Source organism: Streptomyces sp. E-08, assembly GCF_049913095.1.
Taxonomy (GTDB): domain Bacteria; phylum Actinomycetota; class Actinomycetes; order Streptomycetales; family Streptomycetaceae; genus Streptomyces.
On sequence record NZ_CP183971.1, the window covers coordinates 7,038,376 to 7,053,254 of the forward strand.

Here is a 14,879-nt window from a genome sequence, read left to right on the forward strand (position 1 = left end):
TGGTTCACGGGGTGCTCGTTCCTGTGGTGGTGCGGGTGGTGTCGGTGGTGCGGCCTGCGCCGCGGCTGCCCGGGAACTGCGCCGCCACCTGGGCGCCGTACGTGTCGAGTCCCTCGGCGCCGCCGCCGGGCAGGCCCGTCAGGCCGGGCAGCAGATCGCCGAAGGCGTTCACCTCGCCGACGGCGAAGCGCCGCCAGCCGCTCGTGGGCAGCAGGTCCACGCCCACGCACCGGGTGCCGGGGAAGACGGCGGCGGCCCGCTCGCAGACCCCCAGCGCGTCCTCCCAGCGGCCCCCGGCCGCGGCGATCGCCGCCCGGGCGGCGTCGAGATCGCCCCGGGCACCGCCCAGGTGCAGATTGGTCATCGGGGAACGGCTGGTGCGGAGCACGGCGTGGGTGGCGCGCCCGTCGATCACCACCACCCGCAGATCGGCCGCCCGGCCGGCCTGGGTGGCCTTCGGCACCCACCGCTCGACGTGCAGGCCGTCGGGGGCGAGGGCGTCCACGATCGCGGCGAGCTCGCGCTCGCTCGTGTAGCGCCGTACCCGCAGGGAGTTGAAGAGCCGTCCGTCGGCCGCGCGCTCCACCGAGGTGGTCGCCTGGACCCGGCCCGCGCCGTTCGTCTCCACCGCGAGCACCCCCGAGGCGGAGGAGCCGTGCGCGAGCTTCACGAACACCCGGCGCAGACCGGCCCCGGCGGTCAGCGCCCTGACGTCCGCCCAGCCGCGCACCACCGGAGCGCCGGGACCCGAGGTCGGCGACTCCGGCACCGGGACCCCGGCCGCCCGGAGCAGGCCGTGACTCAGCCGCTTGTCGAACAGGACGGCGAGCTCGGCGGGGTCGTCGACCAGGACGGCGCCCGCCTCCGTGACGGAACGGCCGAGGTCCGCCACGGCGGCGGTGAACCGTCCGTACCAGCGGCCGGTGCCCTCGACCCGGGCCGGATCGTCGACCCCGCGCAGGAGCAGGTCGGCCTCCGGATCCTCGCCGGGAGAATCCAGCCGCACCGTCTCGCCCGCGGCGAACCGCGCCCGGCCCCTGAGCACGTCCGGCCAGGACACCGCCCGCGCCCCGGGCAGCCCGGCGGTCCGCAGCGCGTCCTGGAAGAACGCGACGCGGCGGCCCGCCGGATCGCCGACGACCACGAGGCGCGGGCCGGAGGTCATTCGGCGACCGCGACGTAGCGCCAGACGTCGCCGTCGCCGTCGTCCTCCGCCACCTGCTCGTCGCTGAGGTCGACGGTCACGCCGTGCGGGACGAGCGCGGCGCGGACCCGCTCGCACATCGCCGCCGACAGGTAGTGGTGGGACAGGTCGAGGTGGGTGAGGTGGGTCAGCGGCTGCCCGTCGAGGAGGGCCGCGGCGCCCTCGTCGGTGAGGACGCCCATGGACAGGTCGAGCCGCTCGATCCGGGCGACGACCGGCGCGCCCGCGACGGCGGCGGCCACGGCGTCCTGGATCACGCTGTCGCACAGGCCCAGCTCGCGCAGGGCGGGGAAGGCCGTGCCGGCGAGCAGCGGCGCCAGGTCGTCGGGGGTGCTGTCGCCGCCGTACTCGTCGGTGCCGAGCCAGAGTTCCAGCTTCTCCAGGGCGGGCAGGTCGCTGCCCACGATGCCGCGCACCACGTCGGCGGGGAGACCGCCGGTCTGCACGACCAGGGCCTGCAGCCCCGAGTGCCGGATCGACGGGAAGGCCAGCTCCGAGCCGCCGCGCACCCCGAACTCCCGGAGCGCCGGGTAGGCGGCGAGCAGCGGCGTCACGTCGGACTGGATGATCCAGGAGATCTCGCAGTCCTCCCCGGTCATGTCGCCGAGGAAGACCGCCTCCAGGCCCGTCAGCCGGTTGTTCGCGCCGATCAGCGCGGTGACGATGTCGGCGGACGAGTTCTCGTAGGCCTCGTCCCAGCCCCCGACGACCAGCGCGCGCACCCGACCCGTGTCGACCGTCTTCAGGAACCGCTCGAACTGCGGCCCCCACAGCTCGTCCCCGGGGTCGGAGTACGTCGGCGCGGAGATCCGCCAGGCGACCGCGTCCGCCACGGGCAGCTCGACCTGCGCGTCCGCGCCCGGGAAGTCGAACACGGGCAGGCCGTGGAATTCCTGCAGGTAGGTGCCAACGGTCATGGCGGCGCTCCAGACAACGGTCGGGGTGGGTCGGCTGATGGAGAGAGTTGTACCAAGCGGCACCGACAACACCCCCCGCCGGGTCGCCTCCGGACCGATTGTCAGTGGCGGGTCCTAGCGTCGTTCTCGTGTCCGGCCGCACGTGCCGGACGGGTTGGGGAGAGCCATGTACCGGCAGGGAGACGTGCTGATCGCGCCCGTCGCGGAGACGGCCGTTCCGGAGCGGGTGAAGGGGGAGGCGGGGGAGCCGAGGGACTCCCGGGGCCGCCTGGTCCTCGCCCACGGCGAGGTCACGGGCCACGCCCACGCCATCCCGGGCCCGGGCCGGCTCGTACGGGAACCCGGGCCCTTCGGCCCGCTCCTGCTCGAACTGCCCGAGGGCGGACGGGTGGTGCACGAGGAGCACGCGCCGATACCGCTCCCCAAGGGCTGGTACCGGGTGGTGCGGCAGCGGGAGTACGTGCCCGGCGCGTACCGGATCGTCGCGGACTGACGTCCGCCGGAGAGAAGTGAAGGACATGGGGGAGAACGAGATGAACCGCACCACCACCGCGGACAAGTGGCGGGCCGTCGCCGCCACCACCGGACCCGCCGACCGGGCCGCCGCCGAGGCCGGCGTCCGGCTCGCGTACCGCACGGCCGGCCTCGCCGAGCCGCAGCGCGTCCTGTGGGCCGACTCGCCGCTCGTCGCCGTCACGCTCGTACGGGGCCTGGCGGACCGGGGCCGTTCGGTACGGGACGACGTGCGCACCCGGCCGTGGGCCGAGGAGCGCCGCCGCCTCCACGACGCGCTCGGCCCGGCCGGCTGGGCGGCGCACTGGCAGGCGACCGGCGCACGGCTCTGGGACCCGACGCGGAACCTCGCCGACCGGATACGGGCGGGGGTGACGGAGTCGGCGGGCACCGACGGGACACGGGGGGAGGCCGGGGAGGTGCCGGGACCCGAGGGGACACGGGCGGGAGCGCCGCCGAGGCCGGGCGTCGCGGCGGCCGAGGTGCGGCTGCTGCTGCTCGACGCCGTGCTCGGCCAGCACGATGCCGCCTGGCTCGCCGCGTTCGACGGGCACGGCGACCGGCTCGCCGGCCTCGCCGCCGTCGCCGAGCACGCGGGCTGGTGGTGGCCGTACGAGCACGCGGTCGTGGTCTGCGAGCGCCCCGTCGAGCTCCACCGGGACGAGGCCGGACGCCTCGACCGGGGCGACGGGCCCGCGCTCGCCTTCCCCGACGGCTTCGCCCTCCACGCCTGGCGGGGCATGGCGGTGCCCGCCGAGTTCCTCGCCGGTCTCCCCGGCCTCACCCCCGCGCGGATCCGTGCGGAGGAGAACGCCGAACTGCGGCGCGTGATGCTGGAGTACTACGGCTACGACCGCTACCTCGACGCCTCCGGCGCCCGGCACGCCCACAGCGACGGGACGGGCGTGCTCTGGCGGATCGAACTCGCGGACGACGAGGACGTGGTGATGGTCGAGGTGGTCAACTCCACGCCAGAGCCGGACGGCACCCACCGCACGTACTGGCTGCGGGTGCCGCCCACGACCAGGACCGCGCGGGAGGGCGTCGCCTGGACCTTCGGGCTCCGGCCCGAGGCGTACGAGCCGCTCGTCCAGACCTGAGCGCCGTGCCCGGGGCCGGGCACGGTTGGTGCGGAGAGGTGAAGGGAGCCGCCGGTCAGGAGTGGCGCGCGGGAGGCGGCGGCGCCGGGTGCTGGGATGTGCCCGCCGGAGCCCCGGCACCCACCCCCGAAGGGACCGCCCGTGACGATCCGCCGGCCCAGCGCCGCCCGTACCGCCCGACTGCTCGCCGCCACCGCCGTGCTCGGCGGTCTCCTCGCCGGGACCGCGGCCCCCGCCCTGGCCGCCACGCCCGAGCGGACCGCCCTCCGTGCCACCGCCCGGAAGGCCGCCCCGGCCACCGCCACGGTGACCGTCACCGGCAACGGCCGTGCCTCCGCCGCGCCCGACCTGGCGCTCCTGTCGGTCGGGGTCGAGGCCACCCGGCCGACGGCCAAGGAGGCGATGGCGGCGCAGACCACCGCGGCCGAGGCACTGCTCGACGTCCTGCACCAGCAGGGGCTCCCCGACCGGGACATCCGCACCGACAGCCTCTCGCTGGCCCCGGTCTATACCCAGACCAAGGACGGGGACAGCAAGGTGACGGGCTATCAGGCGGGGCAGTCCTTCTCGGTGAAGGTCCGGGAGATCGACCGGACCGGCCAGGTCGTCGGCGCGGTGAACGACGCCACCGGGAGCGCGGTCCGGGTCAACGGCGTCGTCTTCGACGTCGCCGACCCCTCGGCGCTCCGGGCGAAGGCCCGCGAGGCGGCCTACCGGGACGCGTACGACAAGGCCTCGCAGCACGCGCAGCTGAGTGGCCACCGGCTGGGCCGGCTCGTCTCGCTGAGCGAGGGCGAGTCCGTACGCCCGGGCCCGGGCGCGGCCCCCGGCGGCGTCTCCGCGGACGGACAGAGCGTTCCGCTGGCACCGGGCGAGATCGAGGAGCAGGTCACGGTCTCGGCGGTCTACGAGCTGATCTGACGGGGACGGGGACGGGGACCGGGACGGGGCCGGGGGCCGGGGGCCGGGGCCCGCGCCGCCCGGCAGCCCGTGATCGGGCCCGGGAGCGCCCTCCGGCGCCTGTGGTCAGTCGGTCTCGGGCCCAGGGGTGCCCTTGGGCACCTGAGGTACGCCGGTATCGGGCCCAGGGCCGTCCTCCGGCTCCCGCGGTCAGTCGGTCTCGGGCCCAGGGGTGCCCTCGGGCACCCGAGGTGCGCCGGTTTCGGGCCCAGGGGCGTCCTCCGGCGCCTGTGGTCCGTGGGTGTCGGGCTCCGCGGGGTGCGCCGTCGGGAGGTTCAGCTCGCGGGACAGGGCCTCGTCCGCCCAGCGGAGCATCGCGGCGCGGGAGAGGGAGCCGGGGTAGGCCGTGGTCTGCACGGCGAGGCCGTCGAGGAAGGCGGTGAGCCGCCAGGCCGCCGCGGCAGGATCCGCGCAGGGGAACTCCCCGGCGGTCACCCCCTCCTCGATGACCCGGGTCAGCGCCGCCTTCCACTCCTGGTCGAGGGAGGCGGCGACCCGGCGCAGCTCAGGGTCGCGCAGCGAGGCCGCCCAGCCCTCGATCCACAGCCGCCAGCCCTTGGCCTGGCCGGTCGGGGCGTACCAGCGCACCGCGGCCCGCAGGCGCCGCTCCGCCGTGGAGCGTCGTCCGAGGACCCGTCGCAGCTGGCCGAGGTCGGCCTCGGCGGCGTGCGCGAAGGCGGCGGCGACCAGCTTTTCCTTCGAGGAGAAGTGGTAGAGCACGAGCGCGTTGCTCACCCCGAGCGCGGCGGCCACGTCGGAGATCCGGACGGCCGCGACACCGCGCGCCTCGATCTGCTCGACGGCGGCCCCCAGCAGTTCGTCCCGCCGCTCGGCCACGCTCAACCGCACTCTCGCCACGCCGTGCAGCCTACACAGCACATGACAAGGGCATGATCGTCTGCGGGTGCGGCGCGTGGCGGGTTCAGTACCAGCCGTAGCGTTCGGCGATGACGGGCAGTCGTTCGTCCACCAGCGCGTGCGCCGCGGCGCGCGGGCTGACGCCGTCCGCCTCCGCCCGGTCGAGCATCCCGCCGACGAGTGCCCGCATCGAGCCCCGTACCCGGTCGAAGGCCTGGCCCGCGTCGGCCTCGATGTCGCCGAAGAGCGTCCACCACCACCAGGCGTTCGTGCACGAGTTCACGACCACGTCCGGCAGCACGGTCACCCCGCGCGCGGCGAGCGCCTCCTCGGCCTCCGGCAGGACCGGCATGTTGGCCGCCTCGGCGATCCAGCGGGCGGTGATCCGGTCCTGGTTCGCGCTGCCGATCGCGTACGAGACGGCCGCCGGGACGAGGACCTCCGCGTCGGCCGAGAGCCAGGCGTCCCCGGGCTCCTCGCGGTCACCGGGCCGCAGCGCGGAGCGGTCGACGGTCCCGTGGGCGTCCCGGGCGGCGAGCAGCGCCTCGACGTCGAGGCCGTCGGGGTTCGCGACGGTGCCCCGGACATCGGCGACGGCCACCACCCGCAGTCCGGCCCGGGCCAGGAAGCGGGCGGTCGCCCCGCCCATGGTGCCGAGGCCCTGCACGGACACCCGGGTACCGGCGTACGGCCGTCCGGCCCGGTCGAGGGCGACGAGCACGGACTCGGCGACCCCGAGGCCGCCGACCAGCTCGTCGAGCCCGATGCCGTCCACCTCGATCGCGAACGCGTCGGCGAGCCGCTTCCGGGCCGCGACCTCGTCCTCCAGGAGCGGGTAGACGGCCTGCACGGAGGAGACGAGACCGGCCTCGGTCACCGCTCGGTCGACCAGGTCCTGGGTGAGCCCGAGGTCCTCCCCGGTGGTCCAGAACCGCTCGACGTACGGCCGCATGGCGCGCAGGTACCGCACCAGCACCCCGTACGCCTCGGGGGAGCGCGGGTCGCAGTCGATGCCGCCCTTGGCGCCGCCCAGCGGCACGTACCGGGCGGACGGGTCGTAGTGCAGGGCCTCCTTCATGGTCATGCCCCGGGCGAGCCCGGCGACCTCCTCCCGCGTGCACCCCTCCCGCATCCGGAGCCCGCCGCTGGCCACCCCGCGCACCAGCCGGTCGACCACCAGGTGGCCCCGGCGCCCGGTCACGTGGTCGGTCCAGCCGATGGACAACAGGGGGGTGGGGCTCATCGCGGATCTCCTCGTGGGGGACGGGCCGACCGGGCGGCCGTACTGAACGGTGGTTCAGTATGACCGACCGCCCGGCGGACTTCGGCGCGGGCCGCCCATAATGGAACGACCCCCAGAGATCAGGAGGTCCTGTGACCGGTACCGGCTCCGACCGTTCCCCACGGGCCCGGCTGCGCGCACTGCGCCCGGAGTCCTTCGGCGCGGATCCCACGGGTGAGCGCCTCGCCAGGATCCGCCGCTCGCCGAACTTCGCGGACGGGATCTTCCAGAACCCCGAGCCGGCGCGACGCGGGCCCTCCGGGTCCGGCGTCGATCTCGCCAAGGTCTACTTCGAGAAGGAAGGGCGCGCGCGCCGAGCCCCCACCGGCGCGATCCCCGTCCACCCCACGACCCTCGCCGACCTGGCGAAGCCCCCGGCCACGGGTCTGCGGCTGACCTGGATGGGGCACTCCGGCGTCCTCGCGGAGATCGACGGCCACCGGGTCCTGTTCGACCCCGTCTGGGGCGACCGCTGCTCCCCCTTCCCCTTCGCCGGTCCGAAGCGGCTCCACCCGGTGCCCCTGCCGCTCGCCGCGCTCGGCCCGGTGGACGTGGTCGTGATCTCGCACGACCACTACGACCACCTCGACCTGCCGACGATCAAGGCGCTGGCCGGCACCGACACGCTGTTCGCGGTGCCGCTCGGCGTCGGGGCGCACCTGGAGCGCTGGGGCGTGTCCGCCTCCCGGCTGCGCGAGCTGGACTGGAACGAGTCCACCGGGATCGGCGAGCTGACGCTCACCGCCACCCCCGCCCGGCACTTCTGCGGGCGCGGACTGCGCAACACGCAGCACACGCTCTGGGCGTCCTGGGTCGTGCAGGGACCCGCCCACCGGATCTTCCACAGCGGCGACACCGGCTACTTCTCCGGCTTCAAGGACATCGGCGCCGCCCACGGCCCCTTCGACGCCACCATGATCCAGATCGGTGCGTACTCGGAGTTCTGGACCGACATCCACATGACCCCGGCCGAGGGCGTCCAGAGCCATCTCGACCTTCAGGGGGGCGCCCCGGGCGGGGTGCTGCTGCCGATCCACTGGGGCACGTTCAACCTGGCTCCGCACCCGTGGGCGGAGCCCGGGGAGTGGACGAGGGACGCGGCCGAGGACGCCGGCCAGGCGGTGGCGTTCCCCCGCCCCGGTGAGCCGTTCGAGCCCGCGGGGAAGCTGCCGGGGGAGTCGTGGTGGCGGGCGGTGTCCCGCCCGGTCCCGCGCCCGTGGCGCCGCCCGCGCGGCGTCGAGGTCGCGCCCGGGGAGAAGCGCAGCGACGACCTCGACCTCGCCGGCGACAGATGACAGCCCCGCGCCGCCGCGCGGACCTGCCCGGCAGGTGACGCCGAGGGGTGCGGCCCCCTCGGCCACCCGACGGCGCCGCCCCCGATCCGGTCCCGGGGCCGCGGCCTTACGGGGATCGCTCCGATCCGGTCCCGGGGCCGCAGCCTTGCGGCGATCGCCCCGAGCCGGTCCCGGTCCCGATCCCGGGGCCGCAGCCTTACGGGGATCGCCCAGATCCGGTCCCGGTCCCGGGTCCGCGGCCTTGCGCCGATCGCCCCGATCCGGTCCCCGCGGCGCCGTCTGACGGCGCCCCCGGGCCGGTTCCGGCGGTGCGTGCCGTGGGGGCACCCCGCGCGGTCGGTGCCGCGGTCCCGCTACGCGGCCGCGGCCTTCGGCGGGCCGGAGCGGACGGCGTCCGACACGTCGGCCTCCTGCCGGACGACCGCCTCGATGACGCTGTGCCCGCGCACGGTGGCCAGGCCGGGGTCGTCCCACACCCGCCGCATCGTGAACCCCGCCGACTCCAGCAGCTCGGTCCACTCGCTCTCGGTGCGTTCCCTGCCTCCCAGGACCACCAGCATGAGCAGGTCGCCCAGGACGCTGCCCAGATCTCCCTCGGCCGGCCTCAGAACGCTCTAGATGGCATCCGCACGTCAGCTGACCGTCTGCACGGCTCGCTGCAGCACCATGGAGGCCGGATTCCCCTACGGGGTGATGCGCCAGCTCCTGGAGCCCCACCTCTCCGCCCTGGCCGCGGGCGGCACCGAGGCGGCACGGTCCGCCGACGACCTGCTGCGGACCATGGACTCCGACACGGGCGTGCACGACGTCCACGTTCTCGACGCCATGGTCGGGGCCATCCGCGGCCTCGCCGAACGCGCCCCGGTGGTCCTGGCCGTCGACGACCTGAACTTCTGCGACGAGCAGTCGCTGCACGTCCTCGCCTACGCGGCCCGGCGACTGAAGCGCTGGCCCGTCGCGATCGTCGGAACGCGGCGGCGCGGTGAGCCGGTGACCGCGCCGGCGGTGCTGGCCGCGCTCCAGGAGGCCGGCGGCTGGACCGTGCTGCACCCGGCGCCCCTGACCGCGGCCGGGACGAGGGAACTGGTCGACAGCCTCCTCGGCCACACCCCCGTATCGGTCGTGGAGGAGGTGCACGCGCTGACCGGGGGCAATCCGATGCTGCTCGACGCCGTGATCAGGGCCTCGACCGGACCCCACCGGGAGTCCGCCGGGGCCGACTGGTCCCGGGGGGCCCTGGAGAGCCTCGTCGCGACCACGGTGCGGACCCGGCTCTCGCACCTGCCCGCCGAGGTGCCGCGCGTCGCCGAGACCATCGCCCTCCTGGAGGGGCGGGCGGACTCGGCCCTCACCGCGGAGGCCGCCGGCCTGGCGGAGCGGGAGGGCGCGGGCGGCCTCGCCGTGCTGGCCGGCATGGGGCTCGTGACCGACGCCGCGTGTCCCTCCTACGTGCACCGCGTCGTGGGCAAGGCGCTGCGCAAGCTTCCGGAGGCCGTGGTGCCGGAGTGCGTGCACCGTCGCGCCGCCGAAGGCCTGCACCGCCGCGGCGCCCCCGCCGCGGACGTCGTCCGGCACCTGCTGCGCACCGGCCCCACGGGAACCGACTGGGCTCCCGAACTGCTGCGCGCCGCGGCCATGGAGGCCGTGAACGAGCGCAGGGTGGACTGGGCGCGGAGCCTGCTGCGGCGCGCGCTCGAAGAGCCCCTGCCGGACGAGACCCGCGACGGGATCCAGACCACGCTGGACTCCCTGGAACTGATCACGGACCCGCACGGTCTCGTGCCCCGGCTGCGGGCACGGCTGGGCCGGGAGCTGACCCCGCACGCCCGGGTGCGTACGGTTCTCGCCTACGCGCAGGGGCTCCTGCTCACCCATCAGGTCGATCAGTCGGCGGAGGCGCTGGAGGAGTGCCGGGTCGGCATCGCGGCGCTGCCGCCGTCCCGGTCGCGCGAGGCGCTGCTGCGCCAGATCGACAGCGCGGAAGCGATGACGGCGCTGTTCGGCGCGTCGGCGGCGACCCGGATCACGGATCTGCTCGCGAAGCTCCCCGAGTGGGGGACCGACAGCAGGCTGCACCGGCTGTCCCTGGAGAGCCTGCGGGCGGCGATCGAGGTGCGGACGTCGGCGGACGCGGTGATCCAGGCCCTGGACGAGGCGCTCACGAGCCATCTGCAGTCGGGCCGGGAGTCGCTGTCGATGCCGTACACGCCGTTCACGCTGCTCTGGGCCGACCAGCTGGAACTCGTGGGCCAGTGGTGCGACGCGATGCTGACCGGGCGGGGGACGGTCAATCTGTCGACGACGGTCGTCGCGCTGGCCCTGCGGTCCGTCTCACGGCTGGAGTCCGGGCGGCTGGACGAGGCGGAGCGGGACGCCCGGCAGGCCCTCGAGGTGTTCGGCGAGCAGCGGGGTCCCGACCCGATGCAGTCCCTGGCGCTCGCGCCGCTGCTGAGGGTGCTGGTCGAACTCGACCGCGCGGAGGAGGCCGTGGCCCTCCTGGAGGCCCGGGGTTGTGCGGGGGAGCTCCCCGAACTGTGGCCGCACACGATGGTGCTGGAGGCCCGTGGGCGGGTGCGACCTCGGTGGAGCGGATCAGTTCGAAGGTCACCAGGTCGAAGGGGGTCCAGTCGACCTGCTCGAACTGGATGGCCGCGTACGTGAGCCGGCCCCCGAAGCGCTCGCGGACCGTCGCCGCGGCGTCGTGGAGGAACGCGTTGACCCGCACGCCGAGTTCGCGCATCGCCTTGGCCCGCCGCTCGGGCCGGGCCATCAGCCCCTCGACGCGCTCCTCGGGGGTGCCTCCCGGCAGGAAGCCGCGGTTCATCACGCTCAGCTCGACCCCCGTGACGAACACGACGGCGGCCCCGCGTCCCCGGAGTCGTTCCGCCCGCTCGGCGCAGTCGCGGAAGAGCGTGAGGATCTGCTCCGGGGCGAGTTCCAGCGGATAGGGCGAGAACCAGACCTCCAGGCCGAGATCGGCGGCGGCAGCGGCGGCCAGCTCCAGTCGCTCCGGGTCCCCGCCGATGATCTGGACCGCGTTGCAGTGCAGGTCGTCGCGGATGACGGCGAGTTCGCGCCGGACCACCGCGGGGTCGAAGTGCGCACGGGATGTCCGGCCGTGCACGACGAATCCCGTGTCGTAGGTCATTCCTCTTGCCCGCATGGTGGCGCCTCTCTGTCGCACTCGGACGGGGGTCGAGACTGACAGGGGAAATGCGTACACGCAAGATTGCGTGAGCGAAAAAATGCGTACACGTAAGATTGCGGGCGCGCAGTCCTGTATGGAACGCTGGTGCGGTGACGACACCACCGGCAGGGCTGCGGGAGCGGAAGAAGCAGGCCACGCGCGAGGCGCTGCGCGAGGCGGCCCTGCGCCTGGCCGTGGAGCGCGGACCGGATCAGGTGCGGGTCGAGGACATCGCGGAGGCGGCCGGAGTCTCCCCGCGCACCTACAACAACTACTTCGCCAGTCGCGAGCAGGCCATCGTCTCCGCCGTCACGGCGGACCGGGAGGCATGGATCGCGGCGGCCGTTGCCGCCCGGCCCGTGGACGTACGCCTGGCCGACGCCGTCACGGAAGCGGTGGCCGAGCAGTACGCGAACGTCCGTGAGGGCGACGAACGGGCGCTGCTCCTGATCACCACCCGGGCGGCGCTGCGCGAGGCGTTCCTCGGGTCCACCGCCGACATCGAGCCCCCTCTCGCTGCGGCGATCGCCGAACGTCTGGGCGACACCGAGGGGCTCACGGCCCGCGTTCTCGCGGCGAGCGTGGCCGCGGCGGTCCGCATCGGACTGGAGGGCTGGCTCCGACCGGCCAGGACCGACGAGGCCGCAGGGAGTTCCGGCACCGTAGAGGGTTCCGATGCCGCAGGAAGTTCCGGCGCCGTCGGGGGTTCCGAGGCCGCAGGGAGTTCCGGCACCGTGGGGGGTTCCGATGCCGCAGGGAGTTCCGGTGCCGTTGTGGGTTCCGATGCCGCCGGCGGCTCCGGTGTGGGAGGCGGGTCCGGTGTCCCTGGGGGTTTCGGCGCCGGAGGGCTGGTCGTGCCCACCGGTTCCCTGGCCGACCGGCTCCGCGCGGCACTGTCCCCCCTCGCGCCCGCGTTCGACGCCGCCGAGCGGAGTGCGGGGCGCGGCCACTGAGTCCGCGCCGGATCCTCCGCTCCTGATGCGGCCGTGTGTCCACCCGACGGCATCTCGAATCTCACTGACCGTCACCGCCCCGTTGCGGGTGGGTTCGGTGTGTCGTCGGATCCGACGGCCGGAGCCGGCGCGGATTCCTGGGCCGTGGCCGCACAGGGTGAGCGGGACGGGGGCGTCGGCTGGGGTGGCAAGGCGTCGCCCGCACCCTCCGGGGGTGGGTGAACCGGACGTTCCGCCCCTCCTCCGGGGGATTCCGCTCGGGGCGATTTCCGCAGAGGGTGGAGGTGTGGGGACGCCTCCACCCTCTTCCGCTCCCGCCCGGCGGAGGTCTTTCCGCGCCACGAGATCGACTTTCGGCCGATCGTTCTCGGCCTGTCGCCCCAGGGGCGATACCAGAGCGACCCGGTCTACGGGTAAGTTTGCCAACTGCGCACCGCACATGAACGGTTGACGACTACAGTGTGTGGTTGATGATCATCGGTAGGCTCATCGAACGTCTGTAGAACACCTCCCCCGTAGGCCCCCGTAGACCCCCTGCAGAACACCCCCGCAGTACGCCGATTCCTGGGCACGTACCAAGGACACTCATGTCTCAACTTCGCGCACCCGCCTCGCGGTCCGATCGACGCGAGGGCGGGCGGCACGGCCGGCCAGGCGCCCGCTCCGCCACCGGTACCCACAGCGACCCCCCGGCGCAGGCCTCCGCGCCGCTCGCGGCGGAAGCCCGCATACGCCCCCAACTCCTGCGCACCTCGGTGCTCCCCGCCGTCGCGGTCGCCCTCGGCGGGGCGGCGGCCGTGCTCTTCACCCTCCGCTCCACGGGCGCCAGCCCCACCCCCGGGCTCTGGGCCGCGCTCACCGGAGCCGCCGCCCTCACCGTCGCCTCCGTGACGGCCGCCGCGCTCGGCGCGGACCGGGCCTCCAAGGCCGTCCTCGACCGGTGCAACGCCCTGCGCCGCACCAGTGCGCGCGGCCAGAGCGAACTCCGTACGGTCGTCGAACAGTTGCGCAGGGGAGAAGGTCCCCCGCCCCGCCCCGCGCAGCCGAACACCGCCACGGGAGGTGACGAATTCGACCTGCTCTCACAGGAGTTGAGTCGCTCTCACGAGGCCGCCGTGGCCGCCGTCGTCCAGGCGTCCCGACTCTCCAGCAGCGTCGGAAACGAACAGAAGGTCGAGGTCTTCGTCAACCTCGCCCGGCGCCTGCAGTCCCTGGTCCACCGCGAGATCCAGCTCCTCGACGAGCTGGAGAACGAGGTCGAGGACCCGGAGCTGCTCAAGGGCCTGTTCCACGTCGACCACCTGGCCACCCGCATCCGCCGCCACGCCGAGAACCTCGCCGTGCTCGGCGGCGCCATCTCCCGCCGCCAGTGGTCGAACCCGGTCACCATGACCGAGGTGCTGCGCTCCTCCATCGCCGAGGTCGAGCAGTACCCGCGCGTGAAGCTCGTACCCCCGATCGACGGTACGCTCCGGGGCCATGCCGTGGCCGACGTCATCCACCTCCTCGCCGAACTCGTCGAGAACGCGACGCTGTTCTCCGCGCCGCACACCACGGTGCTGCTGCGCGCCCAGTACGTCACGGCCGGCCTCGCGATCGAGGTCGAGGACCGGGGCCTCGGCATGCCCGTCACCGAGCAGAACAAGATGAACGCCCTGCTGGCCGACCCCGACCAGGTCAACGTCGCCCACCTGCTCCAGGACGGCCGCATCGGACTCTTCGTCGTCTCGGCGCTCGCCCGCCGGCACGGCATCGCCGTGCGTCTCCAGTCGAACATCTACGGCGGCGTCCAGGCCGTCCTCGTGCTCCCGCAGGGCCTCCTCGGCTCCGACCCCGAGGGCCTCGCCCAGCACGAGCGCCAGGCCGCCGCGACCGCCGGTTCCGCGGCGATCCCGCCCGGCCAGGTGCAGATGCAGCCCCAGCCCGCGGTCGCGCCCCCCACGGCGACCCCGAGCCACACCCCGGCTCCGGTCCCGACTCCGGCCCCCGTGCCGAGCCAGGCACCGGCCCCGGTCGCGGCGCACACCCCGGGTCACCTCACCGGCCACGCGCAGGCGGCCATGCAGACGACCATGCCGACCGCCGTGGGCGGAGCGGGCGCCCTGGGCGGGACCGGCGCCATGACCGGGACGGGCGCCCTGGGCGGAACCGGCTCCCTGGGCGGGACGGCGGCCATGAGCGGGACGGCCGTCACCGCCCCCGTACCGCCGTCGTCCGTTTCCTCGCCGTCCCCGGAGCGGGCCCCCGCCCGTCACGAGGACACGCACGTGCTCGGCTCGTACTCCAGCGGGTACGGGAACCCCGGTCACGCCCCCGCGATACCGGCCCAGCCGGCCGGCGCCGAACACGCGGGCCCGCCGGAGCACCTGCTCTCGCCGCTTCCCCCGGCCCCCCGTGCCGAGGCCGACGGTCGGCCCCTGCTCCCCAAGCGGCGCGCACAGGAGCACATCGTCCCGCAGCTGCGCGACGAGCCCGCGACCCGCAAGACGGAGGAGCACGCCCTGCACGACCCGGGCCTGATGGCCGCGTTCCAGCGCGGTATCGGCCTCGCCGAATCCCAGCCCGCCCCCCATGAATCGCTGCGTCCCGGCGACGCGCACAAGGAGTAGA

At 74.7% G+C, this 14,879-nt stretch carries 12 protein-coding genes and 1 pseudogene; 7 read left to right on the top strand and 6 right to left on the bottom strand.

All coding sequences use genetic code 11. The annotated features are described in order from the left end of the window. Positions 1-4: 4 nt before the first annotated feature. Together ACN9MM_RS32410 and ACN9MM_RS32415 are read right to left on the bottom strand one after the other, a co-directional pair. Complete coding sequence (locus tag ACN9MM_RS32410) at positions 5-1,165, bottom strand: STM4014 family protein (protein WP_426367269.1); 1,161 nt, start codon at positions 1,163-1,165, stop codon at positions 5-7. Next, positions 1,162-2,121: an STM4015 family protein gene (locus ACN9MM_RS32415; protein WP_426367270.1), complete on the bottom strand. Its 960-nt coding sequence runs from the start codon at positions 2,119-2,121 to the stop codon at positions 1,162-1,164. Before ACN9MM_RS32415 ends, ACN9MM_RS32410 begins: the two co-directional genes overlap by 4 nt. A 166-nt stretch (positions 2,122-2,287) precedes the next feature. Here ACN9MM_RS32415 and ACN9MM_RS32420 point away from each other — a divergent pair, with 166 nt between their 5' ends. From ACN9MM_RS32420 to ACN9MM_RS32430, 3 genes are all read left to right on the top strand, one after another. Next, on the top strand, positions 2,288-2,614 hold the full coding sequence (locus tag ACN9MM_RS32420; protein ID WP_426367271.1) for a hypothetical protein: 327 nt from the start codon (positions 2,288-2,290) through the stop codon (positions 2,612-2,614). Between the two features lie 25 nt (positions 2,615-2,639). Beyond that, the gene (locus tag ACN9MM_RS32425; protein WP_426367272.1) at positions 2,640-3,734 is read left to right on the top strand and encodes a DUF6745 domain-containing protein; all 1,095 of its coding nucleotides are present in this window, start codon (positions 2,640-2,642) and stop codon (positions 3,732-3,734) included. 141 nt (positions 3,735-3,875) lie between these two features. Then, positions 3,876-4,655, top strand: a complete 780-nt coding sequence (locus ACN9MM_RS32430) for an SIMPL domain-containing protein (RefSeq protein WP_426367273.1) — start codon at positions 3,876-3,878, stop codon at positions 4,653-4,655. A gap of 189 nt (positions 4,656-4,844) precedes the next feature. Here ACN9MM_RS32430 and ACN9MM_RS32435 read toward each other — a convergent pair whose 3' ends face one another. Together ACN9MM_RS32435 and ACN9MM_RS32440 are read right to left on the bottom strand one after the other, a co-directional pair. Next, positions 4,845-5,552, bottom strand: coding sequence for a TetR/AcrR family transcriptional regulator (locus ACN9MM_RS32435; protein WP_426367274.1), 708 nt, complete (start codon positions 5,550-5,552; stop codon positions 4,845-4,847). Between the two features lie 64 nt (positions 5,553-5,616). Then, positions 5,617-6,795, bottom strand: a complete 1,179-nt coding sequence (locus ACN9MM_RS32440) for a Glu/Leu/Phe/Val dehydrogenase dimerization domain-containing protein (RefSeq protein ID WP_426367275.1) — start codon at positions 6,793-6,795, stop codon at positions 5,617-5,619. Positions 6,796-6,926: 131 nt separating this feature from the next. Between ACN9MM_RS32440 and ACN9MM_RS32445 the strand changes: the two genes are divergently transcribed. Further along, a complete protein-coding gene (locus ACN9MM_RS32445) occupies positions 6,927-8,129 on the top strand; it encodes an MBL fold metallo-hydrolase (protein WP_426367276.1) in 1,203 nt (400 codons plus the stop codon). A gap of 353 nt (positions 8,130-8,482) precedes the next feature. On the opposite strand, the gene ACN9MM_RS32450 is transcribed toward ACN9MM_RS32445, so the two are convergent. Continuing rightward, the gene (locus ACN9MM_RS32450) at positions 8,483-8,737 is read right to left on the bottom strand and encodes a methyltransferase (protein ID WP_426368883.1); all 255 of its coding nucleotides are present in this window, start codon (positions 8,735-8,737) and stop codon (positions 8,483-8,485) included. A 10-nt stretch (positions 8,738-8,747) separates the two neighbouring features. On the opposite strand from ACN9MM_RS32450, the gene ACN9MM_RS32455 reads away from it, so the two are divergent. After that, the gene (locus tag ACN9MM_RS32455) at positions 8,748-10,790 is read left to right on the top strand and encodes a hypothetical protein (protein WP_426367277.1); all 2,043 of its coding nucleotides are present in this window, start codon (positions 8,748-8,750) and stop codon (positions 10,788-10,790) included. On the opposite strand, the pseudogene ACN9MM_RS32460 reads toward ACN9MM_RS32455, so the two are convergent. After that, positions 10,702-11,292, bottom strand: a pseudogene (locus ACN9MM_RS32460) (hypothetical protein); the annotation flags it as partial. The gene ACN9MM_RS32455 and the pseudogene ACN9MM_RS32460 overlap by 89 nt on opposite strands. Before the next feature lie 134 nt (positions 11,293-11,426). Here ACN9MM_RS32460 and ACN9MM_RS32465 point away from each other — a divergent pair. Next, positions 11,427-12,269, top strand: a complete 843-nt coding sequence (locus tag ACN9MM_RS32465) for a TetR/AcrR family transcriptional regulator (protein WP_426367278.1) — start codon at positions 11,427-11,429, stop codon at positions 12,267-12,269. A 587-nt stretch (positions 12,270-12,856) separates the two neighbouring features. Further along, entirely contained in the window at positions 12,857-14,878 is a 2,022-nt protein-coding gene (locus ACN9MM_RS32470) for a sensor histidine kinase (protein WP_426367280.1), read from the top strand. The last annotated feature ends 1 nt before the right edge of the window (position 14,879 follow it).